This window comes from Microbacterium sp. zg-YB36 (genome assembly GCF_024623575.2).
Lineage (GTDB): Bacteria > Actinomycetota > Actinomycetes > Actinomycetales > Microbacteriaceae > Microbacterium.
Genome location: NZ_JANJFD020000011.1, coordinates 63,751 through 89,594, shown reverse-complemented (window position 1 = coordinate 89,594; position 25,844 = coordinate 63,751). Strand labels below are relative to the sequence as shown.

27 protein-coding genes are annotated in these 25,844 nt (G+C 71.3%); 7 read left to right on the top strand and 20 right to left on the bottom strand.

The genetic code is table 11. The annotated features are described in order from the left end of the window. Positions 1 to 48: 48 nt before the first annotated feature. The 5 genes from NQ151_RS14995 to NQ151_RS14975 all read right to left on the bottom strand — a co-directional run bounded on the left by NQ151_RS14995 (position 49) and on the right by NQ151_RS14975 (position 4,641). Entirely contained in the window at positions 49 to 861 is an 813-nt protein-coding gene (locus NQ151_RS14995) for an energy-coupling factor transporter transmembrane component T (RefSeq protein ID WP_257528585.1), read from the bottom strand. Continuing rightward, positions 858 to 2,618, bottom strand: coding sequence for an ABC transporter ATP-binding protein (locus NQ151_RS14990; RefSeq protein WP_257528584.1), 1,761 nt, complete (start codon positions 2,616 to 2,618; stop codon positions 858 to 860). The genes NQ151_RS14995 and NQ151_RS14990 overlap by 4 nt, the downstream gene beginning before the upstream one ends. A gap of 69 nt (positions 2,619 to 2,687) precedes the next feature. Next, positions 2,688 to 3,239 (bottom strand): ECF transporter S component, encoded by a 552-nt coding sequence (locus NQ151_RS14985; RefSeq protein ID WP_257508829.1) that lies wholly within the window; start codon positions 3,237 to 3,239, stop codon positions 2,688 to 2,690. A gap of 68 nt (positions 3,240 to 3,307) precedes the next feature. Continuing rightward, entirely contained in the window at positions 3,308 to 4,303 is a 996-nt protein-coding gene (locus tag NQ151_RS14980) for a pirin family protein (protein ID WP_257508830.1), read from the bottom strand. After that, on the bottom strand, positions 4,300 to 4,641 hold the full coding sequence (locus NQ151_RS14975) for a GNAT family N-acetyltransferase (protein ID WP_257528583.1): 342 nt from the start codon (positions 4,639 to 4,641) through the stop codon (positions 4,300 to 4,302). The genes NQ151_RS14980 and NQ151_RS14975 overlap by 4 nt, the downstream gene beginning before the upstream one ends. A 125-nt stretch (positions 4,642 to 4,766) precedes the next feature. Here NQ151_RS14975 and NQ151_RS14970 point away from each other — a divergent pair, with 125 nt between their 5' ends. The 7 genes from NQ151_RS14970 (at position 4,767) to NQ151_RS14940 (ending at position 14,508) form a co-directional block, all read left to right on the top strand. Continuing rightward, on the top strand, positions 4,767 to 7,034 hold the full coding sequence (locus NQ151_RS14970) for a carbon starvation CstA family protein (RefSeq protein WP_257528582.1): 2,268 nt from the start codon (positions 4,767 to 4,769) through the stop codon (positions 7,032 to 7,034). A 13-nt stretch (positions 7,035 to 7,047) separates the two neighbouring features. Continuing rightward, positions 7,048 to 7,284, top strand: a complete 237-nt coding sequence (locus NQ151_RS14965) for a YbdD/YjiX family protein (RefSeq protein ID WP_257508833.1) — start codon at positions 7,048 to 7,050, stop codon at positions 7,282 to 7,284. A 93-nt stretch (positions 7,285 to 7,377) separates the two neighbouring features. Continuing rightward, entirely contained in the window at positions 7,378 to 9,909 is a 2,532-nt protein-coding gene (locus tag NQ151_RS14960; RefSeq protein WP_257528581.1) for a DEAD/DEAH box helicase, read from the top strand. Positions 9,910 to 10,041: 132 nt separating this feature from the next. Further along, on the top strand, positions 10,042 to 10,578 hold the full coding sequence (locus NQ151_RS14955; protein ID WP_257528580.1) for a DUF1697 domain-containing protein: 537 nt from the start codon (positions 10,042 to 10,044) through the stop codon (positions 10,576 to 10,578). 85 nt (positions 10,579 to 10,663) lie between these two features. Beyond that, complete coding sequence (locus tag NQ151_RS14950) at positions 10,664 to 11,296, top strand: hypothetical protein (protein WP_257528579.1); 633 nt, start codon at positions 10,664 to 10,666, stop codon at positions 11,294 to 11,296. 153 nt (positions 11,297 to 11,449) lie between these two features. Continuing rightward, complete coding sequence (gene recQ, locus NQ151_RS14945; RefSeq protein WP_257528588.1) at positions 11,450 to 13,369, top strand: DNA helicase RecQ; 1,920 nt, start codon at positions 11,450 to 11,452, stop codon at positions 13,367 to 13,369. Between the two features lie 113 nt (positions 13,370 to 13,482). Then, a complete protein-coding gene (locus NQ151_RS14940) occupies positions 13,483 to 14,508 on the top strand; it encodes an FHA domain-containing protein (RefSeq protein ID WP_257508837.1) in 1,026 nt (341 codons plus the stop codon). Between the two features lie 9 nt (positions 14,509 to 14,517). On the opposite strand, the gene NQ151_RS14935 is transcribed toward NQ151_RS14940, so the two are convergent. From NQ151_RS14935 to NQ151_RS14865, 15 genes are all read right to left on the bottom strand, one after another. Then, on the bottom strand, positions 14,518 to 15,825 hold the full coding sequence (locus tag NQ151_RS14935; RefSeq protein ID WP_257508838.1) for a S8 family serine peptidase: 1,308 nt from the start codon (positions 15,823 to 15,825) through the stop codon (positions 14,518 to 14,520). Then, positions 15,822 to 17,174, bottom strand: coding sequence for a type VII secretion protein EccB (eccB, locus tag NQ151_RS14930; RefSeq protein WP_257528578.1), 1,353 nt, complete (start codon positions 17,172 to 17,174; stop codon positions 15,822 to 15,824). The genes NQ151_RS14935 and eccB overlap by 4 nt, the downstream gene beginning before the upstream one ends. A 4-nt stretch (positions 17,175 to 17,178) precedes the next feature. After that, the gene (gene eccD / locus NQ151_RS14925; RefSeq protein ID WP_257508840.1) at positions 17,179 to 18,513 is read right to left on the bottom strand and encodes a type VII secretion integral membrane protein EccD; all 1,335 of its coding nucleotides are present in this window, start codon (positions 18,511 to 18,513) and stop codon (positions 17,179 to 17,181) included. Then, complete coding sequence (locus tag NQ151_RS14920) at positions 18,510 to 19,181, bottom strand: hypothetical protein (RefSeq protein ID WP_257508841.1); 672 nt, start codon at positions 19,179 to 19,181, stop codon at positions 18,510 to 18,512. The genes eccD and NQ151_RS14920 overlap by 4 nt, the downstream gene beginning before the upstream one ends. Beyond that, positions 19,171 to 19,953 carry a hypothetical protein gene (locus tag NQ151_RS14915; RefSeq protein ID WP_257528577.1) on the bottom strand — a complete coding sequence of 261 codons (783 nt, stop codon included), beginning with the start codon at positions 19,951 to 19,953 and terminating at the stop codon, positions 19,171 to 19,173. Before NQ151_RS14915 ends, NQ151_RS14920 begins: the two co-directional genes overlap by 11 nt. Continuing rightward, the gene (locus NQ151_RS14910) at positions 19,950 to 20,273 is read right to left on the bottom strand and encodes a hypothetical protein (RefSeq protein WP_257508843.1); all 324 of its coding nucleotides are present in this window, start codon (positions 20,271 to 20,273) and stop codon (positions 19,950 to 19,952) included. Before NQ151_RS14910 ends, NQ151_RS14915 begins: the two co-directional genes overlap by 4 nt. Continuing rightward, positions 20,266 to 20,844 (bottom strand): hypothetical protein, encoded by a 579-nt coding sequence (locus NQ151_RS14905; RefSeq protein ID WP_257508844.1) that lies wholly within the window; start codon positions 20,842 to 20,844, stop codon positions 20,266 to 20,268. The genes NQ151_RS14910 and NQ151_RS14905 overlap by 8 nt, the downstream gene beginning before the upstream one ends. Next, entirely contained in the window at positions 20,841 to 21,131 is a 291-nt protein-coding gene (locus tag NQ151_RS14900; protein WP_257508845.1) for a WXG100 family type VII secretion target, read from the bottom strand. Before NQ151_RS14900 ends, NQ151_RS14905 begins: the two co-directional genes overlap by 4 nt. Positions 21,132 to 21,139: 8 nt before the next feature. Further along, positions 21,140 to 21,427 carry a WXG100 family type VII secretion target gene (locus NQ151_RS14895; RefSeq protein WP_257508846.1) on the bottom strand — a complete coding sequence of 96 codons (288 nt, stop codon included), beginning with the start codon at positions 21,425 to 21,427 and terminating at the stop codon, positions 21,140 to 21,142. Positions 21,428 to 21,429: 2 nt separating this feature from the next. Beyond that, positions 21,430 to 21,747, bottom strand: coding sequence for a WXG100 family type VII secretion target (locus tag NQ151_RS14890; RefSeq protein WP_257508847.1), 318 nt, complete (start codon positions 21,745 to 21,747; stop codon positions 21,430 to 21,432). Positions 21,748 to 21,793: 46 nt separating this feature from the next. Beyond that, positions 21,794 to 23,152 (bottom strand): hypothetical protein, encoded by a 1,359-nt coding sequence (locus NQ151_RS14885; protein WP_285169558.1) that lies wholly within the window; start codon positions 23,150 to 23,152, stop codon positions 21,794 to 21,796. Continuing rightward, complete coding sequence (locus tag NQ151_RS14880) at positions 23,149 to 24,447, bottom strand: S8 family peptidase (protein ID WP_257528576.1); 1,299 nt, start codon at positions 24,445 to 24,447, stop codon at positions 23,149 to 23,151. Before NQ151_RS14880 ends, NQ151_RS14885 begins: the two co-directional genes overlap by 4 nt. A 50-nt stretch (positions 24,448 to 24,497) precedes the next feature. Next, positions 24,498 to 24,929, bottom strand: a complete 432-nt coding sequence (locus NQ151_RS14875) for a hypothetical protein (protein ID WP_257508849.1) — start codon at positions 24,927 to 24,929, stop codon at positions 24,498 to 24,500. 114 nt (positions 24,930 to 25,043) lie between these two features. Further along, complete coding sequence (locus tag NQ151_RS14870; RefSeq protein WP_257508850.1) at positions 25,044 to 25,331, bottom strand: WXG100 family type VII secretion target; 288 nt, start codon at positions 25,329 to 25,331, stop codon at positions 25,044 to 25,046. Between the two features lie 28 nt (positions 25,332 to 25,359). Beyond that, positions 25,360 to 25,671: a WXG100 family type VII secretion target gene (locus NQ151_RS14865; protein ID WP_257508851.1), complete on the bottom strand. Its 312-nt coding sequence runs from the start codon at positions 25,669 to 25,671 to the stop codon at positions 25,360 to 25,362. Between the last annotated feature and the right edge of the window lie 173 nt (positions 25,672 to 25,844).

Below are 25,844 nucleotides of genomic sequence, written 5' to 3'. Positions count from 1 at the left end.
GGACGAGAAACCATGCATCGCGTGGTTTCTCGTCCGATTTGTGGTTTCTCAGCCGCCCCAGGGCGCCAGCAGCAGGGAGAGCGCGACCGTGACCAGCCAGAACAGTGCGACGAACACCGTGTCGCGGGCGCGCCACGGCACCAGATGCCGCTCGGTGCGGTCGGGGTACGCCCCGAACGCGCGCGAGTCCATCGCCAGCGCGACCCGCTCGGCATGGCGGATGCCGCCCGCCAGCAGCGGCACGATGTAGCCGGACCAGCGGGCGATCGCGGCGAAGGGGCCGCGTCCGCCGTGCGAGCCGCGCACCCGATGCGCCTGGCGGATGATGTCCAGCTCGTGCCCGAACCGGGGCACGAAGCGGAACGCGGCCAGCGCGGTGTAGCCGATGCGGTACGGCACCCGCAGCTGCTGCACCATCGACCGCACCAGGTCGGGCCCGGTCGTGGTGAGCCCCGGCAGCAGCGCGAGCACCACGATCGCGCCCAGGCGCAGCGCGGTGGCGAACCCGACCTGCACCGCGCCGGCATACAGCGTCCACCCGCCCAGCTGCAGCACGGCACCGGTGCCGGAGACCAGCGTGGCATCCGTCCACACGCTCAGCCCGAAACCGATGAGGAGGATGCCGAGGGGGACGGCGAGCCCGAGGATCCCCGCGAGTCGCACCGTGAATCGCGCACCGATCAGCAGCAGCAGGTACGCCAGCGCCGCGAACGCCAGCGGCGTCGCGGCATCGCGCACGAACACCAGCGCCAGCATCGCCGGCAACGGCGCGACGAACTTCGCCAGGGGGTTGAGGGCGTAGAGGAACCGCGCCGGCGACGTGGGGCGGAGCTGGGCGTACGGGTCGACAGCGGTCGTCATGTCGCACCGCCGGGGAGGTCGGCCAGACGCGCGATGGCGGCCAGCTCCGGATGCCGCGTCACGCCGTGCAGCGCCTGGCGCAGCGGCGGCGGGCGCAGCCCCGCCCGAAGCAGCAGGTCGTCGTCGGCGAACACCTCCGGGGTGGGCCCCGACGCCAGCACCCGCCCGTCACCGAGCACGATCGTGCGATCGGCGTACTCGGCCACCAGCTGCATGTCGTGGCTCACCACGATGATCGTCGTGCCCTGCCGGTTGAGGTCGCGCAGCAGCCCCAGCAGCTCGTCGGCCCGCGCGCGATCCTGGCCGAACGTGGGTTCGTCCAGCGCCAGCACCGGGGCGCCGGCCACGAGAGCCGTGCCGACCGAGAGCCGGCGCTTCTGCCCGCCGGACAGCAGGAACGGGTGCACATCGGCCTTCGCCGCCAGCCCGAACCGGGCCAGCACCTCGAGCGTGCGCTCCCGCACCTCGGCCTCCGGGAGCTTCTGCAGCCGCAGGCCGTGCGCCAGCTCGTCGAACACGGTGTGCGCGATGAACTGATGTTCGGGGTTTTGGAAGACGAACCCGATGCGCCGGTGCAGCGTGCGGGCATCCGCCCTGCCGGGATCGATGTCGCCGACCTGCACGGCGCCGCGCGGCGGCCGGACGACCCCGGCGATGGCCTGCACGAGGGTGGTCTTGCCGGCACCGTTGGCACCGACGACCGCAACGAACTCGCCGGCGTGGACGTCCAGGTCCACGCCGTGCAGGATCCGCGACTGCCCGCGCGACACGGTGAGCCCCCGCACCCGCACGAGCGGCGTGGCGCCGCCGGCGCCGGGCGGCGGCGTGCGAGTCGGCGGGACGGATGCCGCATCGGGCGCCGGCGCCTCCTCCAGCGCCGAGTGCAGTTCGGCCGGGGTCAGCGGGAGGGGATCGAGGGCATACCCGGCGCTGCGCAGGCGCAGCGCGGCGATTGTGGCGGTGGGCAGCCACACCCCCATCTCGTGCAGCTCCGCCGCCCGCCCGCGCAGCACGGCGGCGGCGGGACCGGCGGCGAACGTACGCCCGTCGTGGTCGAGCACGACGACGCGGTCCACCAGTGCCATGGCGGCATCCAGGTTGTGCTCCACCAGCAGGATGGCGTGGTCGCCCGCGGCCACCAGCTCCGCCAGCGCGGCGTACACCTCGTCGATCCCCTGCGGATCGAGGTTGGCCGTCGGCTCGTCCAGCACGAGCAGCGGCGACCCCAGCGCGAGGGCGCAGGCGATCGCGAGGCGCTGCCGCCCGCCGCCGGAGAGCCGGTCCGGGTTCTCGTGCCGGCGCTGCCACAGCCCCACGCGGCGCAGCGCCGCCTCGCTGCGGGCCAGCACCTCGGCCGCCGGCATTCGCAGGTTCTCCGGGCCGAATGCCACCTCGTCCAGGACGCTCCCGGTCACCAGCTGCGCGTCGGGATCCTGGAAGACCATGCCCACCTGGGTCGCCAGCTGCGCGACGGGGGTGGTTGCGGCATCCGCCCCCGCCACCTGCACCGACCCGCTCACCGTCGCGGGGACGGCCTGCGGGATGAGGCCGTTCAGCGTCAACGCGAGCGTCGACTTGCCCGAGCCGCTCGGCCCCAGCAGCAGCACCACCTCGCCGCGGGCGATCGTCAGGTCGGCACCCGCGGGGACAGCGGCATCCGCCCCGGGGTAGCGCACGCCGAGTTCGGTCACCCGCAGCAGCGGGGCGGTGGACGTCGCCGCCGACGCGGCGGGTTCGTCGCGTCGAGGGGAGGTCACGGCGGATCCAGAAGACGAAGGGACGGGGTCCCGCCCCAACTTAGCCGAGCCTCACCGAAACATGGCAGGTCAGTACACGCTCGCGCGGGCGACCCCGGCGCGGCGCAGCGCGACACCGATCGCCAGCCCCGCCGCCGTCCACACCACCGGTCCCAGCACCGACAGCGCCAGGTACGTCACCTGCGCCCACGGCGCCAGCGTGGCGAGGTTCGCGACCGTCGCCACGACCACCGCGACGAGCACGCCGATGACGACCGCGGAGATGAAGAACCGCCACGGCTTCCACACCCGGTAGCGGGTGGCGGCGGCGACGAGCTCCTGGATGCCGCCGAACAGCAACGCCGTACCGATGAAGCGCATCGCCCAGTGCGGCGCCATGGCGCTGGCCACCAGCGCTGCGATCAGGTGTGAGATGAGCGCCACCCAGGGCAGCCGTACGGCCTCCTGCGCGATGATGCCGGGGAGCACATGCACGCCCAGCACGAAGCCGTAGACGATCGGGATGCCGGCGACGATCGCGGGGGTCACCCAGCCGGCGAAGCCGCCGAGCAGGCCCGTTGCCACACCGATCGCCGCGCACGTCAGCAGAACGCGCGTCGAGAGACGGGATGCCGGGGCCACGCGTCCCAGCGTATCCGCTCGCGATCGGTGGGTGCCGGGCGGTCTCCCGGAGAAAACCAGGAAATCCCTCAGCTTCGGCGGCGACGGCTGCGCAGCCGCACGGCGGGCAGCGGCGGGGCAGGCACCCGCTCCGGCCCGTGCCCGACGACGTGACCGAACCGCGGCGAGTCGGCCTCCCACGCCTCGCGCGCTTCGACGATCTCCTCGTGGGATCGACCGACGAAGTTCCACCACATCACGATGTCGCTCTCGAACGGCTCGCCGCCGAGGAAGAACACCGTGGCTTGCGCGCTCGCGGTCAGTTCCACGGCGTCGTGCCCGGGTGCGAGGTACAGCAACTGCTGCGGCGCGAGGGGCACCGCGGCATCCGGCCCCGTCGTGACCATCACCTCACCGGTGACGCCGACGACGGCGTGCTCCCACGACGCCGCCAGCGGCAGCCGCACGCGGGCGCCGGCGGCAAGGCGCAGCTCCGCGCCGACGAGGGGCGTATAGGTGGATGCCGGTGAGGTCACGCCCGCCAGGGAGCCCATCACGACGGTCGCCTCCGTGCCGTCGCCGAGGGGCACCTGCGGCAGCTGCTCGTGCTGCTCGAAGGCCGGCGGGCCGTGGCGGCGGGACTCCGGAAGCGCGACCCACAGCTGCAGGGCATCCAGCGGAATCGGGCCGTCGCCGACGGAGTATTCGGAGTGGGCGATCCCCGCCCCGCTGGTCATGAGATCCAGCGCGCCACGGCGCACCACGACGTCGCTGCCCACGGTGTCGCGGTGGCGCACTTCGCCCACCAGCGGCCACGTCACCGTCTGCAGCCCGATGTGCGGGTGGGGCTCGACGCGCATGATCGTCGACTGCGGGCCGAACCGGTCGAGGAAGCACCACGCACCGACGGTCGGCAGGTTGCGCTGCGGCAGGCTCCGGTGAACCTGCATGCCGCGCAGGCCCCCCAACGGCACCTCACGCGCCTCCAGCAGCAGCACGCCGGGGGTCTCCGCTTCGGCGGTGGACGTCTTGGCCTCCGCAGCCGGGAGTGGCTGCGCAGCGGCCTCGGCGTCCCATCGGGTCATGCCGATGCTTCCCCGGCGGCATCCTGACCGCTGCGGAACGGCCACTGCACCACCAGTCCGGCGACCTCGTTCTCCCGCAGGTACTTCGCCACGAACGGGCACAGCGGTTCCACGACTTCGCCGCGGCGGGCGACATCGGCCATCGCCTCGCCGAGGAGCGCGCTTGCCACGCCCCGCCCGCGGAACGCCGGATCGATCTCGGTGTGGATGAAGCGCAACCGCCCGCGCGGGTCGATCTCGAACTCGGTGTAACCCGCGAGCACACCCCCGAGCCGGATCTCGTAGCGGCTGTCGCCGTCGTCGCGGGTGACTGTCGTGGGGTTATCACTGTCGGCCATGGGGGCTCCTCCGGGTCGCTGGATTCCAACGTAGGTGCGGCACGCCGATTCCGCGAGGCTCACCGGGTCGTCGGCGTGATGCGTCTACCTTGGGTGCCACGCAATGTCGCGCCCAAGGAGAACCGATGACTACTCATCCGCCTACCCCACACGGCGGCGCCGCGGCGCTCGCCCCAGACCCCGACCTGCCTCCCGTCGCCCTGCCGGAGCGTGAGACGCGCTGGACGCTGCCGAAGATCCTGCTGTGGGCGGGCATCGCCCTCCTCGGCGGGCTCGCATGGGTCATGCTCGCCATCGTGCGCGGCGAGACCGTCAACGCCATCTGGTTCGTGTTCGCCGCGGTGTGCACCTACCTCATCGGCTACCGCTTCTACTCGAAGGTGATCCAGAAGCACATCACCCGGCCCGACGACCGGCGCGCGACCCCTGCGGAATACAAGCAGGACGGCAAGGACTACGTCCCCACCGACCGCCGGGTGCTGTACGGCCACCACTTCGCCGCGATCGCCGGCGCCGGACCGCTGGTCGGCCCGGTGCTGGCAGCCCAGATGGGCTACCTCCCCGGCACGATCTGGATCATCGTCGGCGTCATCCTGGCCGGTGCGGTGCAGGACTACCTGGTGCTGTTCTTCTCGATGCGCCGCGGCGGCCGCACGATCGGTCAGATGGCCCGCGACGAACTGGGCCGCATCGGCGGGACCGCGGCGATCGTGGCATCCCTGCTCATCATGATCATCATCGTCGCGATCCTCGCGCTCGTCGTGGTCAACGCCCTCGGCGAGAGCCCCTGGGGCGTGTTCAGCGTCTCGATGACCATCCCGATCGCGCTGTTCATGGGCTGCTACCTGCGATGGATCCGGCCCGGCAAGATCACCGAGATCTCGATCATCGGCTTCGTGCTGCTGATCACCGCGATCATCGCCGGCGGCTGGATCGCCGACACCGAGTGGGGCGCGGCGCTGTTCACGCTGGATCGCACCACGATCGCCTGGGGCATCATCATCTACGGCTTCATCGCCGCGGTGCTGCCGGTGTGGCTGCTGCTGGCCCCGCGCGATTACCTGTCGACGTTCATGAAGATCGGCGTCATCGTCATGCTGGCCGGCGCGATCGTGCTGGTGCGTCCCGAAATCAACGTTCCCGCGTTCAGCGAGTTCGCCGATGGGGAGCTGGGGCCGGTGTTCTCCGGACCGCTCTTCCCGTTCCTGTTCGTCACGATCGCGTGCGGCGCCCTCTCGGGGTTCCATGCGCTCATCGCGTCGGGCACGACGCCGAAGCTCATCGAGAAGGAGCGGCAGACCCGCTTCATCGGCTACGGCGGCATGCTCATGGAATCGTTCGTCGCGATCATGGCGCTGGTCGCTGCGATCTCCATCGACCGTGGCATCTACTTCGCCATGAACGCCTCCGCCGCCGCGACCCTGGGCACCGTGGAAGGGGCCGTCGCGTTCGTGAACGGCCTGGGGTTGGCGGGGGTGAACCTCACCCCGGACATGCTCACCGACACTGCGGCCGCCGTCGGCGAGGAGAGCATCATCTCCCGCACCGGCGGCGCACCGACGCTGGCCCTGGGTCTGGCGCACATCATGCAGCAGGCCCTCGGTGGACAAGCGATGATGGCCTTCTGGTATCACTTCGCGATCATGTTCGAAGCGCTGTTCATCCTGACCGCGGTGGATGCCGGCACGCGCGTGGCCCGCTTCATGCTGCAGGACTCCATCGGCGTGGTGGTCCCGAAGTTCCGCGACCTGTCCTGGCGACCCGGAGTGTGGATCTGCACGGCGATCATGGTCGCCGGCTGGGGAGCGATCCTCATCCTGGGCGTGACGGACCCCCTCGGCGGCATCAACACGTTCTTCCCGCTGTTCGGCATCGCCAACCAGCTGCTGGCGGCGATCGCGCTGTCGGTCGTGCTGGCGATCGTCGCCAAACGAGGCAAGAGTTACGTGAAGTGGCTGTGGATCATCGCGCTGCCGCTGGCCTTCACCGCGGTGGTGACCATCACGGCGTCGATGTACAAGATCTTCTCGCCGGTGCCGCAGGTGGGTTACTGGGCCAACAATGCCGCGTTCCGAAACGCGCTCGCCGCCGGCGAGACCTCGTTCGGCACGGCGCCGACGGTGGCGGCGATGGAGGCGGTCGTGCGCAACACCGCCGTGCAGGGGACGCTGTCGATCATCTTCGTGGTGCTGTCGATCATCGTCATCACGACGTCGGTGCTCGTGAGCATCCAGGCAATCCGCCGCGGCGGCGGGGATGACCACGAAGTGCCGCCCGTGCCCTCGCGGCGCTTCGCCCCGGCGGGACTCATCGCCACGAAGGAGGAGCGCGAGATCGAGAAGCTGTGGGAGCAGCTTCCCGCCGACAAGCGCCCCACCACCGGTGGGCACTGAGCGAGGCCGGTTGATGGACCAGAGCAATGCGGTGGCCCGCACGTCGCGCGGGGGACTCGGATCCCTCGTGCGGCGGGCGGGCCGCGGCATCCGCTGGTATTTCCAGACCCTCATGGGCGACAGCGCGTATGCCACCTTCGTCGCCCACCAGCGCATCCACCACCCCGACCAGGAGCCGCCGACCGAGCGGGAGTTCTGGCGGCAGAAGATGGCCGAGCAGGACCGCAATCCCGGCGCGCGCTGCTGCTGACCGGGGCGCCTGCTCGCCCAGGCGCCTCCGATCGGGCGTGCCCGGCCTGGCCGGGGTGCCCCGCCGGCCCGGGCGTCGTGCAGACTCGACAGTGTGACCCTTCTTGACGCCGTCCGTGCCGCGCCCGATCCCGACGGCGTGTACGACGCGTTCGTGACGTGGGCCACCGAACAGGGATTCGCGCTGTACCCGGCGCAGGACGAGGCCGTCATGGAACTCGTCTCGGGCGCGAACGTGGTGCTGTCCACCCCCACCGGCACCGGCAAGTCGCTCGTCGCGATCGCCGCTCATGCGGCATCCCTCGCCGCGGGTGGCCGCACCTACTACACCGCCCCCATCAAAGCGCTCGTGAGCGAGAAGTTCTTCGCCCTCGTCGACATCTTCGGCGCCGACAACGTCGGGATGGTCACCGGCGACTCGTCGGTCAACCCCGAGGCGCCGATCGTCTGCTGCACCGCCGAGATCCTCGCGAACATCGCGCTGCGGCAGGGCGCGGATGCCGATGTGGACCAGGTCGTCATGGACGAGTTCCACTACTACGGCGACCTCGACCGCGGATGGGCCTGGCAGGTGCCGTTGCTGCTGCTGCCGCGCGCGCAGTTCCTGCTCATGTCGGCGACCCTGGGAGATGTCACCGACATCGCGGACGACCTCACTCGGCGCACCGGTCGCCCGACCGCCATGGTCACCGGTGTCGAGCGACCCGTGCCGCTGCATTTCTCCTACGAGCGCCGGCCCGTGCACGAGGTGGTGGCCTCGCTCCTGGACGAGAAGGAGCGGCCGGTGTACATCGTGCACTTCTCGCAGGCCGCCGCGCTGGAGCGCGCGCAGGCGCTGGCCAGCGGCAAGGTGGCCTCGCGGGAGCAGCGGGATGCCATCGGCGAGGCGATCGGCGGGTTCCGCTTCAACACCGCGTTCGGCAAGACGCTGTCGCGGCTCGTGCGCGCCGGCATCGGGGTGCACCACGCCGGCATGCTGCCGCGGTACCGGCGCCTGGTGGAGACCCTTGCCCAGCGGGGCCTGCTGCAGGTCATCTGCGGCACCGACACGCTCGGGGTCGGCATCAACGTGCCCATCCGCACCGTCGTGATCACGGCGCTGTCCAAGTACGACGGCGTCAAGATGCGGCAGCTGTCGGCGCGGGAGTTCCATCAGGTCGCCGGCCGGGCGGGCCGGGCCGGGTACGACCCCTACGGCAACGTCGTGGTGATGGCCCCGGAGTGGGAGATCGAGAACGAGGCGGCACTGCGCCGCGCCGGCGACGACGCCGCCAAGCGCAAGAAGATCGTGCGCAAGAAGGCGCCCACCGGGGTCGTCAACTGGGGTCTCGGCTCGTACGAGCGGCTCATCCAGGCGCAGCCGGAACCGCTCATGCCGCACCTGCAGCTGACCGCGGCGATGCTCATCAACGTCATCGGGCGCGGCGGCGACGTGTTCGGCAACGTCCGCTCGCTCGTGTTCGACAACCACGAGCCCCGCGCCCGCCAGTACGACCTCGCCCGTCGGGCGATCGCGATCTTCCGCACGCTGGTGTCCGCCGGCATCGTGGAATCGGGCGCCGACGGCATCCGACTCACCATCGACCTGCAGCCGAACTTCGCGCTCAACCAGCCGCTGTCGCCGTTCGCGCTCGCCGCCATCGACCTGCTCGATCCCGAGGTGGAGCTGGGCCGGGGTGCGGATGCCACGCCCGGTGCCGCTGGCACGGTCGGCACCGGTCACTACGCCCTCGACGTCGTCAGCGTCATCGAGGCGACCCTCGACGACCCGCGGGCGATCCTCAACCAGCAGGAGTACAAGGCGCGGGGCGAAGCGGTCGCGGCGATGAAGCGCGACGGCGTGGAGTACGAGGAGCGCATGGCGCTGCTCGAGGACATCACCTATCCCAAGCCGCTGGCAGAGCTGCTGCTGCAGTCGTTCGAGGTGTTCGCCTCGAGCCAGCCGTGGGTGCGTGACTTCCACCTGTCGCCGAAGTCCATCGTGCGCGACATGTACGAGCGGGCCCTGTCGTTCGGCGAGTTCGTCGCGCTGTACCAGCTGGGCCGCAGCGAGGGCCTGGTGCTGCGCTACCTCAGCGACGCGTTCCGCGCGATCCGCCAGACCGTGCCGGCCGAGGCGCGCACCGACGACCTCATGGACGTCATCGAGTGGCTGGGCGAACTCGTGCGCCAGGTGGACTCGAGCCTCGTCGACGAGTGGGAGGCGCTGACCAACCCGACCGCCGACCCGGACGCCCCCGTCGTGCCGCCCGCGCCGCCGTCGGTGCTCACGAACCGCCGCGCCTTCACGGTGCTGGTGCGCAACGAGATGTTCCGCCGGGTGCGGCTGGCCGCGCTGCAGGACGACGACGCGCTCACCGCGCTGGACCCCGACGCGGACTGGTCGGCCGCGCTGGATTCCTACTACGACGAGCACGACGAGATCCTCACCGGCGGTCCGGCGCGCTCGCCGGGACTGTGCGTCATCGACGAGACCGACGCGGCATCCGGCACCTGGCGCGTCGAGCAGATCATCGACGACCCCGCCGGCGACCACGACTGGCGCATCCGGGCCGAGGTCGACCTGGCGGCGTCGGTCGAGGAGGGCGCCGCCGTGGTCCGGGTGACCGAGGTCGTGCGGCTGTAGCGGGGCCCGTGTCGTAACTCAGTCCGTGCGGGTGCGGGTGGGAGGGCGGCGGGGGTGGTTCCGGCCCGGCCGGGACTGAGTTGTGGCACGCCGGCCGTAGGCACCGGCTGCGGTGCCGAGCACAATGGCATTGTGGCGACCTACCTGGCGTTCTTGCGGGCGATCAATCTCGGTGCGAAGCGCGTGTTCCCCCAGGGCGACATCCGTCGCGTGGTGGAAGAGGCGGGCTTCGCGGATGCCGCGACGCACATCAACACCGGCAACGTGCGGTTCACCACGGCGATGCGCTCTCGCGCACGCATCGAAGACCGCCTCGAGCGCGCCTTCGCGGCCGACCGGGGGTTCGATGTGCCGACGATCGTGTTCGCCGCGGGGGAGTTGGCCGCGATCGCGGACACCGCCCGGGAACTGAACGCGGCCCGGCCAGAGTTGGCGCGGCACTACGTGTACCTGCTGAAGGAGCAGCCCTCCGCTGCGGCGATCGAGCAGATCGAGTCGACCTCGTCGGACCTCGGCGAGATGATCGTGCGCGGCCGTGCGGCGCACGCGCTGCTGCTGCCCGGCTACGAGGCGGGCAGGGTCGACCCGCTGCGGGCGGCGAAGCTGCTGGGAGTGGCGACCAATCGCAACTTCACGGTCATCTCGGCGCTGGCCGAGCGGTGGTGCTGAGAGGCCTCCATCTCGCACGAGAAGTCCATGGTGCGCGCACGTGCGGCGGCGTAGCCTGCAGGCACCTGAATGGGGAGGTGAAGCGATGGTCCTGTGGAGGCGCCGTCGCCGCCGCGTCCCGTACGCCGCGGTGTCGGACGAAGAGCGCATGTCGCGCTATGTGTACCTGTTGAACACCCTGCCGGCCAGCGTCATCGAACGCGCGCACGAGTCGGCTTTCAAGCAGCTGTCCAGACATCGCCGCGCCGAGATGTTCGAGAAACTGCGGCCGTTCATGTCGGAGCAGGAACAGGCCCGCGATCCCGAGCCGACGCTGCTGGCGAGCGTGCTGCGCCGGACGGCGGCGTCCGGCGGCGGTGCGGGCACGGCGGTGCTCGAGGACGAGCGCCCCGAGGGCAGCAGTGGCCGGCGCCCCGATCGGACGTCGATCGTGTGGCCGTTCGACGATCCGGTGCTCGCCGCCCTCGTGGCGAGCCATTTCCTGACCTCGTCGGTCCTCATCGCGTACTACTCCGTCGGTGCGGGTTCGCTCGAGCTCGCCGGGGAGCCCGCGTGGGTGGGGGAGATGGGCGGCGTCCAGTCCGACGGGTACTCCGGCGGCGGGTTCGGTGGCGGCGGTTTCGACGGTGGCGGGGGCGGCTACGGCGGGTTCGACGGGGGCGGATTCGGCGGTGGCGGATTCGGCGGTGGCGGAGGCGGCGACGGCGGCGGGGGGTGACCTGCGCAGCCCGGTGTCAGCCGGGCTGGGTAGGGTGTTCGGGTGGGAGACGGGCGCAACACGACGGATGCCGGATGGGCGCCGTCCGACGCACCCTTCGACGCGTACGAACCGCCGCCTGAGGACTGGGACGTCCCGCCGGACGACGGCTGGATGCCCCCGCCGGAGCAGACCTGGACGCCCCCGCGCGCGACGCCGCCGCGCGCGGCATCGCCCGCCGCGGCATCCGCAGGTCTTGATCTGCCGCCTCGTCGGGAACTGACCGGTTCCGACCCGCGCGCCGTGCTCAAAGAGGTGTTCGGGTACGACGAGTTCCGCGGCGACCAGGGCGATGTCGTCGCGCACGTGGTGGGTGGTGGCGATGCCGTCGTGCTCATGCCCACCGGCGCGGGGAAGTCGATCACCTATCAGGTGCCTGCGCTCGTGCGCGAGGGCACTGGGCTCGTGATCTCGCCGCTGATCGCGCTGATGCACGACCAGGTGGACGCGCTGATCGCCAACGGCGTGCGCGCGGCCTATCTCAACTCCACGCAGTCGGCCGCCGAGCGGCAGGCCGTCGAGCGCGACTACCTCGCCGGTGACCTCGACCTCATCTATGTCGCCCCCGAGCGGCTCTCCAGCTCGCAGACGACGTCGCTGCTGCAGCGGGGAAAGCTCAGCGTCATCGCGATCGACGAGGCCCACTGTGTGTCGCAGTGGGGTCACGACTTCCGCCCCGACTACCTCGCCCTCGGTGACCTTGCCGAGCGCTTCCCCGGGGTGCCGCGGATGGCGCTCACCGCGACGGCCACCCGCGCCACGCACCAGGAGCTCACCGAGCGGCTGCACCTGCCGCAGGCGCGGCACTTCGTCGCGAGCTTCGACCGCCCCAACATCCAGTACCGCATTGTGCCGAAGGTCGATCCGCGGCGGCAGCTGGTGTCGTTCATCCGGTCGATGCCCGAGGGGTCCGCGGGCATCGTCTATGCGCTCAGCCGCAAATCCGTCGAGCAGACCGCCGAGTATCTGCGCACGCAGGGTCTTGACGCGCTGGCGTATCACGCGGGGTTGGATGCCGGCATTCGCGCGCGGCATCAGTCACGGTTCCTCCGCGAAGACGGTGTCGTGATGGTCGCCACGATCGCCTTCGGCATGGGCATCGACAAGCCCGATGTGCGCTTCGTCGCGCACATCGACCTGCCGAAGTCGGTGGAGGGGTACTACCAGGAGACCGGCCGCGCCGGTCGCGATGGCGAACCCGCGGTCGGCTGGATGGCGTATGGCCTGGGCGACGTCGTGCAGCAGCGGCGACTCATCGATCAGAGCCCCGGCGACCGCACGTTCAAGATGCGCATGGGGCAGCATCTGGACGCGATGCTGGCGCTGTGCGAGACGGTGCAATGCCGTCGACAGAACCTGCTGGGCTACTTCGGCCAGGAGTCGGGTCCCTGCGGCAACTGCGACACCTGCCTGGAGACGCCGGAGACGTACGACGGCCTGGTGCCGGCGCAGAAGCTGCTGTCGACGATCGTGCGGCTGCAGCGCGAGCGCAACCAGTCGTTCGGCGCGGGGCACCTCATCGACATCCTGCGCGGCGCCGACACCGAGCGGATCCGCCAGCAGGGACACGACCGACTGTCGACGTACGGGCTGGGGGCGGACCTCACCGATCAGGATTGGCGTTCGATCGTGCGGCAGCTGCTGGCCCGCGGCATCCTCGTCGCGCGCGGCGACTACGGCACGCTCGCCCTCGGCGACCCCGCCGGTGCGGTGCTGCGCGGTGAGGCGGCGGTGCCGCTGCGGCGCGACACGATCGGCCGGCCGGCGACCGCCGCGCGGGTGCGGAAGGCCTCGGCGGCCGACAGTCTCGGCGAGGGGGACCGCGGCCTGTTCGAGGCGCTGCGCGCGTGGCGTGCCGAGACCGCGCGGGAGCAGGGGATGCCGGCCTACATCGTCTTCGGCGATGCGACGCTGCGGGCGCTCGCCGAGCATCGTCCCCGCACGCTCGCGGACCTGGACGGGATCACCGGCATCGGCGCCAAGAAGCGTGAGGCCTACGGCGAGGCCGTGCTCGCCGTGATCGCCGCCGCCTGACCCGCCCCGCTGCCGAGTGAGTATTCGTGCTGCCGAGTGAGTATTCGTGCTGCCGGGAGCGGAAGACGATAGCGTCGGGGCATCGATGTGCGATGCCCCGAAAGGACCCTTCCGTGCCCGATGCATCCGCTGCCGCGCCTGTCCTGATGGCGTCGGCCTGCGCGCTGATCGTCCTCGCCGCGTGGCACGTCTGGTACTCGTGGGGCCTCGCCCGCGTGTTCGCCGCGCACGGCGCTCCCACGTGGCGCGCCTGGGTGCCCGTGCTGCGCGAGGCGGAGCTGTTCCGCCTCGGAAGCGTGGACCCGGTGAAGGTCGTGCTGCTGCTGGTGCCGTTCGTCGCCGTATACGGGTTCGTCCTTCGGGTCATGGCGGTGCACCGCATCGGGGTGGGGTACGGCAGGGGTGCGGGGATGACGGCCCTCGGCGCGGTGCTTCCCCCGGTGTGGGCGACGTTGCTGGCCGACGCGCGCCCGGTCCCTGCGGGGGCGGATGCCGCAGCCGACGTGCCTGCTGCCCCCGTGCCTGCGCCGGCAGGGCATGCGGCCTCCTCCCGCGTACCCGCGGCGCCGTCGGCCCCGGCAGGCGCGGCGCCCGCGCCGGTCATGCACGTGCCCGCGCCACCCGCCCCGGCTTCGACCCCCACGCCGGCACCGATCATGCACATGCCCGCGCCTGCCCCCGCACCCGCGCCGCCGGCTCCCGCCGCATCCGCTCCGCCGGCTCTCGCCGCGCCGCCCGCTGCCCCCGCCTCTGCCCCCACCCCCGCCGCCCCCGACGATGTCGACGAGCACACACACGTGGTCAGCGGCGTGCGGGAGTGGGAGCTCCTGCTTCCCGACGGCACGGCCGTCGTCTTGGTGGCGGAGGACGTCGTGCTCGGTCGGCGTCCGTTCTCGCCGGATGAGTCGACGCAGGCCGTCGCCGTGCCCGACCACACCCGCACGGTGTCCAAACAGCACGCTCGCCTGGCCTGGTCGGGCGATGGGTGGACCATCACCGACCTCGGCTCCACGAACGGAGTGTCCCTGCTCACCGCGGACGGCGATGAGCAGGAGATCGAGTCCGGCACGCCCGTGCCCCTGGGTGAAGCGTTCCTTCTCGGCGAGTACCGGCTCGCGCTGCGGCGCGACGGCGTCTGACCGAACGCGTCAGGCTTCCGGCGCGTCGCCGAACAGGCCCCGGCCGGCGGGAGCCGCGCGCGCAGCGGTCGGTTCCACCCGTCGCGTGACGTACACCCCGAGCGCGCCGAGAGTCGCGAGCACGACGAGCCCGGCGATCCCCATGATCATGCCGATGTTGATGGCCGCGACGTCGGCGCCGGGGTCGCCCGTGACGCGCACCGCGGCACCGTCCGCCGCGGCGGGCGGAACGGGCTCACCGTCGACGAACGGGCTGGCCGGTCCGCGCAGACCAGAACCCGGGACGAGCATGATGGCGTCGTACGGCTGCACCACGCCCCAGCCGCTGACGTCGTCGCGCCGGTCCGGATCAGTGCGCACCGCGGTCGCCTCGAGCCGGTACGCCCACTGCGCGGGGGACTCGTCGGGGTGGGCGGCCGCCACGAGAGCAGCGGATGCCGACGCATATGCGGCGGCGTAGCTGGTGGCGGGAGCATCCGTCGCGTACACGCAGTCGCCGCCGACGGCGGACGAGGTGGCGACGAGCTGGCCGGGAGCGGCCAGCCGAACGTGCGGGCCGTGGATGCTGGCGTCGGTCACGACCCCCGACGTGTCGGTCGCCGTCACGCCCAGCACGCCGTCGAAACCGGCCGGGTAGCGCGCCCCGTCGTCCTCGGCATCCTCGACCGACAGCGTCGAGTCGCGATTTCCCGCCGTTGACACGACGAGACTGCCCTGCCCGCTGGCGTATGCGACGGCCTCGGCGAGACCCGGATGGGCGCCCACGGTGCTCATGGACACGTTGATGATCTGCGCCCCGTGGTCGGCGGCATAGCGGATGCCGGCTGCCAGGCGCCCCACGTCGGGGCCGAAGCCGGCATCCACGTCCTGGTCGGACGTGCCGGCGAACACGCGGACGGGCAGGATACGCGTTTCCGGCGCGAGACCTTCGACGCCCGATCCGGGGATCCCCCGGGCGGCGATCTGTCCTGCGATCGCGGTGCCGTGCCCGTACGCATCAGTGCTGCCGGTCGGATCGGTGCCGTCCGGCACGAGATTCACGCCGCCGACGATGGCGCCGGTGAGGTGCGGATTGGCGGCGACTCCCGAGTCGACGACCGCGACCACCACACCCGCGCCTCGGGTGAGCCCCCACGCCGCCTCGCTCTGCAACTCGCCCAGGGCCGTCACCGGTTCGGCGATGCGCGTGGATGCCGTGCATTCCCCGGTCGCCGCTGCCGACACCGGCGACGCGGCGAGGACGGGGCCGGGCGCGGCCGCGAGCACCGCGGTGAGGAGCGCCGCCACGGCCGCGACCGTGCGCAGCCGGCCGGTCACCGATCCTCCGCGTCGGCCGAGGCCGCCGGAGACCGACCCGCGGCCTCTTCGCTCAGGGCGGGGCCTGTGGGCAGGAGAGCGGTCCACTCATCGCCGATCTCGCCCACCTCGTCCGCGGCGTACCCCAGCCGAGCCAGGGTCTCCTCGGTCGCCCCCGGTACCGGGTACGCCGTGCCGGTGGCATCCACGAGGGTGAGCAGCCGGGTGCTCTGGTCACCGCGGCCGCCGGCACGAACCACCGCGCCCGCGCCCGGTTCGACGCTCACACCCTCGACGATGTCGGCGTCCGCGCGGTGCACGGCCAGCGCAGTGCGCGTGCGCCCGTCCCCGGCCGACTCGAGCTGCGCGCACGGGCGGTCATCGGCATCGATGGTGGGGAAGCCCACGGTGGGCCAGTCCTCGGCGCCCGCCGGTCGGGTTGCCGTCTCGAGCCCGGCGACGTCGGATGCCGACACCTCGCGCACTTCGCCACCCAGCGCCTTTCCGCTTCCCAGCTGGTACAACTGCCAGGCCAGCGGGGACAGGGCCGCCAGCGAACCCTCCGGCTGGACCAGCAGGCGCTCGTCGTCGGGCGTTCCCGCCACGTGGACGACGTCGCCGATCCGCAGATCCGTGCCCGCAAGCCGCTCTCCCACGTCCTCGACGACGAGAGGCGTCAGCGCCGAGGCCGGCGTGAACAGATTCAGCCATTCCGCCGGCACGATCGTCGGGTCCAGGGCGGTGATCCCGGCCGCTCGCAGGACTGCGTCGGAGTCGGTGGCCGTGATTGCGAAGCTGCGCTCGCCGGAGACGACATAGAGGATGTCGTCCGATTCGACGACCGCGCTGCGGTCATCGGCCGCCGCCACGCGCGCCTCGCCTCCGATGCGCACTTCCAGCGCCGCGTCCTCCGCGACGCACGCGGTCCAGCCGGCGTTGACCAGCCCGCCGGGGGAGGGGAGCTCGTCCGGGGCACCGACGATCCCGAGCGTCGCGCCGATCGGCGTGCCGGCGAGGCTGGCCTGGTCGGTGGAGATCACGTCGAATTCGCTCGAAGGAAGCAGCAGGCGCGCGCTGGCGGTGTTGATGACCGGATGCAGCGCCCCGTCCACGGTCACGAAACGGGCTCCCGTATCGGACACGAGCACGAGCTTGCCGTTCTCCCAGCCCTGCGGCAGGCCCGGGCGGATGAAACCGTAGAACACTCCGATGAGCACGACCAGCGCGGTGAGGGCGATGGCGGCGATCACGGCGCGCAGCGGAGTTGCGGGTTCGAGTTCCTTTCCTCCCGGAGCACCGCTGACGAACGCGCTCAGCAGCCGACGACGCGAGAAGTTCTGCGCCTCGATCAGATCACCTTTGGTCGCCATCCGGTCAGGCCAGCCCGGAGGCGATGACGCCCAGCGGCAGCAGGGAGGCGAGCACGAGCAGTTCGACGGTGTCGGCCACGCGCAGCAGCCGCATCCGGGTCTTGGGTGCCAGCAGCGTCACGGTCACGACGCAGACCGTCGCCACAGTGAGGACGACCAGCAGCGCCACGCGCAGCTCCGGCTGGGTCAGCGCGGCGGTCAGCCCTGAGACGGCGAGTCCTACGGTGCCCATCGCCATGACGGCCAGCACACCGGAGCGGGCATAGGTCTGCCGAGACGGGAACATCATCCCCGCGAACGCGAGGGCGCACAGCGCCGCGCCCACGGCATCCTGCGCGGCCACCAGCGGCGTGGCGGCCAGGATGACGAGGCCGAGCGCGAGGCGGAGGGCGATGAGGATCCGCCGCCCCTGCGCCATGCGCCGGGCGACATCGTCGGCATCGATCGGGACGGGGTCGGCGAACATCTCCGCATCGCTCTGCGGTGAGATCACACGCACGCGAGTGCTGCTCAGTGCCAGCCAGGGCAGCACGCCCGACAGGGTGCCGAGGATGCCGACGGCCAGTGCGTAGACCGGCGCCGGCGGGAAGAACGCCGCGAGAGAGGCGATGATCGCGAGAGCGGCGCCGGCAGTCAGCGGGGCAAGCTGCACCTCGGCGCGGTCGGGCATGAGCGCCAGCGCGACGCCGGCGATGACGAAGGTGCCCGCCCCTGCCGCGGCGAGGGGCCAGCCCCACAGATCGAACGAGGACGGCACGGCGAGGTAGCCCGCCAGCCCCGCGAAGACCGCGGCGGCCACGCCCAACCCCTGACCGGCCTCGAGCTGACCGAGCCGTGCCACGACCGCAGCGACCGCAAGCAGGACGATCGCGCCGCCGCCGGCGATCAGGCCGCCGAACCCGAGGCTGGGCCCCGCGGCCAGAAGCAGGACGGCACAAACACCCAGGAGCGTCAGGCTCACCGTCAACGCGGTGCGGGCGTTGTCGCGCGGCGTCCACGGGCGGTTCTGCTGCGCGGTGGCATCGATCACCGCCTCGACGATGTCGTCGTAGACGCGGGGCTGCACGACGAGGCCGCCCCGCACCAGCGTCAGGACCTCACCGTCCTCGACGCCCTGCGCAGCGACGCCGGTGGCGGCGTCCAGCACCGTGCCATCCGCGCGATGCAGCGCGTATCCCGCGTACGTCATCGACGGGTCGAGGACCCCGAGGCTTCGGGCGAACCCGGGTAGGAACTCGATCACCGGAACCTGGGCCGGGATGCCGATGTCGAGGCGCCGCCCCTCGCTCTGCACCGAGAGGCGGATGAGGGCGCGCGTGGCGCTGGCTGTCTGGCTCACGGCAGCCGTGTCACGGGGAAGGTCGCGACCGGTTGCACGGCGCGGTCGACGGCGATCTCCTGCGTGACGCCGGCGCTCGGGTCCACGAGGGTTTCCGGGTCGAGGTCGGCCGTGACGGAGTACACCGCGGGGTAGACGAGGAAGCTCAGCGTCGCCGCCTCGGGGTCGTCGGGTTGGGTCACGCTCGCTCCCGGGACTTCGAACGACACCAGCTTCATCTCGATGCGACTCACTTCTGCGAAAACCATCAGGTCGGTGGTCAGCGAGTCGGCCAACTGCCACTCGCCGTCTTCGGTGTTCCAGGTGACGCTGAGGACGGACTGCTCCTGCCGTCCGGCCAGCTCGTACTGGAACGACACGTCGCGCGTATCCTCGTCGCCGGTGGTGGCGGCGGCAGCCTCGACCGTCACATTCTGGATGCGCTGGGCCCCGGCGAGCACGGCGTCGGTGCGCAGCGTGTCAGCGTCGACATTCGGCAACTGCGGATCGCCGATGGCTGCGGCATCAAGTTCTCGGGCCGTGGCCGCGTCGCCGTCGGCGATGGCGTCCAGATACTGCACGACGACCTCGGTGGGGTCGGGTCGGGGAGGCTCGGATGGGGTGCAGGCGGTGGTGGTGAGAGCGATGCCGGCGGCGATGGCCATCGAGAGCGGACGTTTACTGGACAAGCGCAAAACCGGGAGCCTCCCACTCGGTGATCGTGTTGGGCAGCGCGTCGAGCTTTCCCCGGTTGGCCTGCGTCGAGGACTGGAAAAGCTGCACGATCGCGATCGCGCTGGTGGCGATACCCGCGACTGCGGAGATGAGCCCGACGACGGAGACGGCCAGCGAGACGCCGGCCGTCGGCAGCGCTCCGACGAGCCCGAGAATGGCCGCGACCACACCGAGCATCGTGAGCACGGCACCGACGATGACCGCTGCCAGCTGCAGGTAGTAGTTCTCGATGTCGTCCGCATGCTGATCGATCGCGCCCGCGATCGTGGTCGCGGTGGATGACACGCGGCCGAGCGGCTTCGCCTGGTCGTCGACCGCGAACCCGTAGGTTTGGCTGGCCGGCGGGTCGACCCAGCTCAGCAGCCCCGGCATGGTGCTCTTGGTGATCTGGATCTCGTCGGCCTTCGATGCCAGCTCGTTCAGGCGGTCGGCCACCGCGCGGAGGGTGTCGGGGCTGCCGAGGTATCGGTTCGCCTCCCGCAGGATGGCGACGCTCTCGCGGCAATAGTCGAGCACCTCGTCCACGGCCGCAACGACGATATCGGCCGCTTCGTCCACCCACCCGTTAGGCACGAGCGAGCCGAGACCGAATGCCTGGCGATCGACCCACTCCTGCAACCCTTTTCGGATCAGCGGCGGAGCAGCGACGGCCGCCCCGTCGATCGCCTTGACCGCCGTGTCCAGCTGGTCCTCGTTGTTCTCGCGGATGTCATCGACGTAGCTCACAACGCCTCCAGCTCTCGTTCGACGGCGTCGATCTCGCTCTGTGCGTCGCCTTCGGCCTGCATGTACTCGATCGCGGTGTCCAGGAGCGCGCGGGCGAACCCCTCGAAGATCTCCTCGCCGGTCTCGATGTAGTCCCGCAGGGTGGTCGTTGCCGTTGTGAACGCCGCGTACACATCGCCGGACCCGGGGATCAGCGAGAAGTCCGGACGCGAGTACGTCAGGTCGTCGATCCGCCCCTTGGCGTCGGCGAGCTTTCCGCTCCAGACCTGCCACGAGTCGTGCGCGTCGGTGCGAAGCGCATCGGGATCCACTTCAGCCACGGCTGTCCTCCTCGGTAAACCGACCGAACATGTCGGATGCCGTCGCGGCTCGCTGCGCGAGGGCGAGTATCTCGGCGGCGATGGCGGCAGGGTGGTTGCGCTGGATCCAGTCTTCGCGCGCATGAACAGCGGTCACGTCGCCGAACACAGCGGTGACGCCCGCCTGTCCCAGGTCGTTCCACACTGTCTTGCCTGCCTCGGCGATGCGATCGTCGGCATGCTGCGGATCCGCCGCCGCCGACTGCAGCACCGACATCAACGGGTCCACCGCCTCAGCCGGCAGGCGCGGCCGCTCGGCGCGGGCGGCGAGGAATGCCGCAGTGAGGGCGGCGCGCACCTGATCAGGGGTTCCCGCGCCGGTGGCGTCGGTCAGCTCTGCGGCGATGGGGTAGCCGCGTTCATCGAGGGTCACATCGGCGTGGACGGGACTGGGCTCAACGGCATCCCCCAGGCGCGCCTGCACTGCGTCCAGTCGCGCGGTCAGGTCGCCCTGAAGGCGGATCCCGCGGGCACGGAACGCCTCGAGCCGCTCGACGATGTCGGGGCGCGGGGCCTCTTCGACCCCGCTCATCCCCAGCGCTCCGCAATCTTCGCGCGTGCCGTGGCGTAGCGCGCGGCGGATGCGTCGGTGGCGCGGGAGGATGAGCGCAGCACGGAATTCATGTTCCGAAGGCTCGCATCCCACTGCTGCTGCGCCGACCGATAGGCATCGGCGGCCTCGCCGCTCCACCGGTCGATGAGCGTTTCTGCCTCCGCCTCGAGGGCGTCCAGTTCCGCCTGAATGGCGGCGGTAGCCTCCGCGAGTCGACCGGCTGCCGCCTGCAGCGACGCGGGGTCGAATCTGAGTGTGTTTCCCATGGCGGCCTCTATCTGAACTGCTTCGCCGACCGGTGGTCGGTCTCCACGTAATCTTCCGCGATGCCATCGGTGGCCTTCGCGATGCTGTGCAGGGTGTCCTTCATCGATAGGAACGTCGCGCTCCACTGCAGTTGCGCCGTGTCGTAGGCGGCCTGTGCGGCTCCGTCCCAATTCGCCCGGAGTGCGCCTGCTTCGCTCTCGATGCCACGCAGGGCGGCATCGATGCGCGCGCTTTCGGCGCGGAGGCGGTCGGCCGCCGCGTGCAGCGCCGCGGGGGTGACCCGAAGATCGGCCATGATCAGTCGCCTCCCAGCAGGGCACCAAGGCCCCCGATGGTGGATCCGTGCTGCTGCTCGAGCGCCTGCTGATCCTGGTCGGTCGAACGCATCGCCTGTGTGAGCTGAACGAGAACGGCATTGAGCTTGGCCGCACCCGCCGACCACTCGCCGACGAGCTGGGTGTAGGCGCTCGCGGCATCGCCCGACCAGTGCCCACCGAGCTCGTCCAGCTCGTCGAGCACACGGCGGACGCTGTCCTGGATGTCGATGTGGGCACCGGAGACGACGCTCGCACCGCGGGCGAGGGCGCCCTCGGTGGCCGAGATGCGGTCGTTCATGCGTCTGCCTCCGCTGCGCGGGCGTGGCCGGTGCCGGGGTGCTGGCTCATTCGCGTCCGCCTGCCCCGGCGTTCTCGGAACGAGGGCCGAATTCCTCGTCGTCGTCCAGGTGTTCCGCGATCGGTCCGCCCAGCCCTCGGCCCGCCGATTCCTTCCGGTCGCCGCGCGCGCCGCCCATGCCGCCGCCCCCGACGCCGGCGCCCATGCCGCCGCGCCCGCCGGTCTGTCCGGCTGCGCCCGCGGTTCCCGGGGTGCCGGCGCGAGCGCCCGCCTGCGCGCCCGCGCCGCCCATACCACCGACGCCGCCACCGGCGAGGCCGGATCCGCTGCGGACACCGAGCCCGCCCGCAGGCGCGCCCGCACTTCCGCCGCGGCCGAGCAGACCGCCGGAAAGTCCCCCGCCCTGCCCGCCGGGCATGCCGCCCGATGAGCCGAGGCGCCCGAGCGCCGCGGCGCCCCCGCCGCCAACGGCCATCCCGACGCCGAGCCCGGGTCCCATCCCGCTCGCACCACCGCCGCCACCCGGGAGGGTCGCCCCTCCGCTGCTTCCACCGCCGGGGAGCGATCCCACGCCGCCGATCGGGCCGTCCGGAGTCGGCACGTAATCGGGGGGAATCTTCCCGAGATCGATGGGCGGTCCGGGAGGGTGCGGAGCGGGGTAATGGGGCGGATCGAACACCGGCGGGCCGCCGATGACCGGGGGGCTGCCGATGACCGGCGGGAGACCGTTCGGCCCAGGCTCGCCGATGACCGCGCCGGTCTCGAAGCCGGGAAGCGAAGGGCCCCCTCCACCCCGCCCGCCGCCAGGGCCACCGGGCCCACCGCCGACGGGGATAGGCGTGCCGCCGACCGGTTCCACCGGGTCAGGGGCGAATACGGCGTCGGAACCCGTGAGAGGTGGCGGCACGGCGATCTTCACCGCCGCGATCGCCTCGCTCACCTCCTTGTAGTGCTGTTCGGCTTCCTTCTCGCGCTGATCACCCAGGAAATCGTTCAGCAGCTGCACGGCCCCCTCGCCGGCGACCACCGACAGGGGCCCGAGCATGAGGGTGGTCCCGGCGACGGCGCCGCGTACGGCGCCTTCCTGCCCCGCGGTCAGGCGACCCGATCCGAGGCTCTCGAGTCGTTCACGCGCCCGGGCTCGCTGTGCGTTGGCATCCTTCAGCGCGGTCTGCAAGTCGTCCTGCAGGTAGGCGATCTGAGCCGCGATGTCCTTGCTGGCCGCTGCGAAGGTCTTCGTCGCGGCGGACCCGGACTCCCCGGTCAGTCCCGGCTCGCTGACCACCTTGTCCAGGACGAAGGCGAGCTGCTGCAGTCGCACGATGAGTTCGTTTCGCGCGGGCACATCCCATGGCTCGCCGCCCTCGGCGAGATTGCGCAGGCCCTGCTCCCATTGTCCGGTCACGGCGTTCCTCCTTGGTGAAGTCGCTTCCTGCGTGCGGTGAAGACGATGACGGCGATGACGCCGGCGGCCACGGCGACGGCCAGGACCACGGCGACGGTGAGCCCGATCGGCCCGAGGGGATCGGTGCCGCCCGGTGCGGCAACGCCTGCCTCGTCCGTCGGGACGGGTGCCGGATCCGCGCTGGGGGAGGAACCCGACTCACGCGCAACCGCCTCGGCGACTTGTTCCGCGCTGGGGATGCCGTTGGGGCGATCCATCAGCGGGTTCTCGTCGGGGTAGTCGGTGGGGTCGTCCTCGAGCAGCGATGCGGGCCACGCGGCGCCGTAGCCGTAGCCGGTTGCGGGGTCGTAGGTGGGCTCGTGGATGCTGCCGTTGGTCGAGTGGATGAGCGATTGGAGGAGCTGGTTTCCGGTGGCGTCGGGGTATCGCTGGGCTGCCAGGGCGAGCATCCCCGCGACGAGGGGGGCGGCGAAGGACGAGCCGGATGCGGTGCCGCCTTCATCCCAGGTCCCGCCGACGGAGCCGAGGGTGGGAAGCGACACGCCCGCCGCGACGACGTGGGTGTAGTCGAGGACGTAGGGCTGCCCGTTCTTGTCGGTCTGCAGCTCGCCCGTGCTGTCGACCGCACTGGCCGCGAGGACACCGTTGATCAGGGGGAGTGAGGCCGACGCGAGCATGGTCTGGTCGGGGTTCGGCGTGGCGTGAACGATCACCATGCCCTTCGCGATCGCCTCCGCGATCACCGCGCCGTCGCCTTCTTCGCTCTCCGTCGGCGAGCCCACCGAGGTTGTGAAGATCTGGGCGCCGTCGTCGATGGCTTGCTGCAGCGCGACGCCGAACGGGCTGAGCACGTCGGGACGCTCGCGGCTGGTGCACGACCCGACTTCGTCCGTCCGGCCCAGCCCGTAGAAGGTCACCTCGGCATCCGGGGCGATTCCGCGCACCCCGCCGGCACCGGCGCCGGTGCCGATCAGGGACGCGGTGAGGGTCGTGCCGTGGTTCGCGCCGAAGGTCGCTTCAGCGCTGACGGCGGAATCGGTCTCCTCGCACAGCGTGCCGTCGGCGACAGTGAGGGAGCGCCCTTCGAATGCGGGCAGGTCGGGATTGATCTGGTCGTCCATGATCGCGATCCGCACACCTTCACCGGTCCACCCCTGCTCGTGGAGAGCCCCGATGCCGTAGGTGTCCCACCACCACAGCGTCGCCTGGGTGGTGGCGGCGGCCGTGCCTGATGGCCCTATCGCTACGAGCGCGGCGGTCAGGGCAACGGCGGCCAGGCGCGTCGTACGCCGCACAGCCCTACCTCTACGTATCCTCACCTCGGAGATCCTCACCCAGCCGGCGCTCAGCCGCCGAAGACGTCCTTGGCGCCCTGGGCTGCTCCCGCGGACGCAGCCGCTCCGGCCGCACCCCCCGCGGCGGCACCGGCGGCCGCCCCGCCCAGCGCCCGCCCCGCTGCCACGTCGTCGATGATCGCAGCGGTCTGGGCGGCGGCGGAGGCACTCAACTGGTCGGACTCCCGCAGCGCGGTGACCGCGTTGCTGAGGGCCTCGGCGTTCGCGGCGACGAACGCGCGGATCGCCTCCACCCGCCGTGAGATCGCCTCAGATCGGAGCTCGAGTCGGGCGGTGAAGCGGTTGGGGGCCTCTTCGGTGCGATTGCCGTCCACCTGGGTGATGACGGACGGCGACGGAAGCTCCGCGCTCACCTCCTGCAGGGTGCTGGCGTTGTGCGCCGCGACCTCCCCGCCCGCGTCGAGATCGATCACCTTGGCCATAGAGATACCCCCTCACAAGTCGCAGATGCGCGCCCGAATCGGCACGCGCGTGGAATCGGCACCGGTATGTGTGCCGAAGGGCCGGCGACCAGACGGTCGCCGGCCCGAGAAACGTCAGACGAAGCGCCCGGCAGCGGACTTATCGGTCGACACGTACCCCTGAGCGATCTCCTCGGTCTTGCCCGCGATCTGCTGCAGAAGGTCGTTCAGGCGGGACACCGACTGGTTCCACTGGGCCTGTGCCTGGTCGTAGGCCGTCTGGGCCTCGCCGTCCCACTTGGCGCGGAGCGAACCGACCTCGGCTTCGAGTTCTTCAAGACGCGAGCGGATGCCGGAAGAGCCGTTGCGGATCTGGCCGGCGAGAGCGATGACCTGCTCGGGGCGAACGGAGATGGAAGACATGACTGTTTCCTTTCTGCGGAGCCCGGCGTCAGCCGAGGATCGATCCGAGGTTGCTGATGGTCTGCTGGTGGGATTCCTCGGAGGCCGCCTGGTCGCGCTCCGTGCCGCGCAGTGCGTCTTCGAGCGTGACGAGCACCTGGTTCAGCTTGGTGGTCTCGTCGTTCCAGCGGTTGAGCAACTGGGTGTAAGAGCTGGCGGCGGCGCCGCTCCAGAAGCCGGCAACCTGGTCCAGCTCGGTACGGACCTTCTTGACCTGCTCGTCGATTCCGGACTTCGCGGTGTTGACGGCTTCGGCTCCACGCCGGAGTGCGCCTTCTTCTGCGGCGATGAGATCTGCCACGGCTTCCCCTCAATCTGTCGGTCCGGCCGAGGCCGGAACAGTGCGAACTGATGACGTCGGCAACGGGTACCGCGCCGGCGGCGGCGATCCCGTCCACGTCGGAGCGCCACCGAGCAATCTATGGGGGCGCGGGGCCGGAGCACCAGCATCAATTCAGTCATAAAGGGGAGATC

Excerpts from the sequence above, each read along its gene's own strand:
- NQ151_RS14995 (WP_257528585.1), bottom strand. The coding sequence starts at position 861 with ATGACGACCGCTGTCGACCCGTACGCCCAGCTCCGCCCCACGTCGCCG.
- NQ151_RS14980 (WP_257508830.1), bottom strand. The coding sequence starts at position 4,303 with ATGACCCGATGGGACGCCGAGGCCGCTGCGCAGCCACTCCCGGCTGCG.
- NQ151_RS14975 (WP_257528583.1), bottom strand. The coding sequence starts at position 4,641 with ATGGCCGACAGTGATAACCCCACGACAGTCACCCGCGACGACGGCGAC.
- NQ151_RS14970 (WP_257528582.1), top strand. The coding sequence starts at position 4,767 with ATGACTACTCATCCGCCTACCCCACACGGCGGCGCCGCGGCGCTCGCC.
- NQ151_RS14965 (WP_257508833.1), top strand. The coding sequence starts at position 7,048 with ATGGACCAGAGCAATGCGGTGGCCCGCACGTCGCGCGGGGGACTCGGA.
- NQ151_RS14950 (WP_257528579.1), top strand. The coding sequence starts at position 10,664 with ATGGTCCTGTGGAGGCGCCGTCGCCGCCGCGTCCCGTACGCCGCGGTG.
- recQ (WP_257528588.1), top strand. The coding sequence starts at position 11,450 with ATGCCCCCGCCGGAGCAGACCTGGACGCCCCCGCGCGCGACGCCGCCG.
- eccB (WP_257528578.1), bottom strand. The coding sequence starts at position 17,174 with ATGGCGACCAAAGGTGATCTGATCGAGGCGCAGAACTTCTCGCGTCGT.
- NQ151_RS14905 (WP_257508844.1), bottom strand. The coding sequence starts at position 20,844 with ATGAGCGGGGTCGAAGAGGCCCCGCGCCCCGACATCGTCGAGCGGCTC.
- NQ151_RS14900 (WP_257508845.1), bottom strand. The coding sequence starts at position 21,131 with ATGGGAAACACACTCAGATTCGACCCCGCGTCGCTGCAGGCGGCAGCC.
- NQ151_RS14895 (WP_257508846.1), bottom strand. The coding sequence starts at position 21,427 with ATGGCCGATCTTCGGGTCACCCCCGCGGCGCTGCACGCGGCGGCCGAC.
- NQ151_RS14890 (WP_257508847.1), bottom strand. The coding sequence starts at position 21,747 with ATGAACGACCGCATCTCGGCCACCGAGGGCGCCCTCGCCCGCGGTGCG.
- NQ151_RS14875 (WP_257508849.1), bottom strand. The coding sequence starts at position 24,929 with ATGGCCAAGGTGATCGATCTCGACGCGGGCGGGGAGGTCGCGGCGCAC.
- NQ151_RS14870 (WP_257508850.1), bottom strand. The coding sequence starts at position 25,331 with ATGTCTTCCATCTCCGTTCGCCCCGAGCAGGTCATCGCTCTCGCCGGC.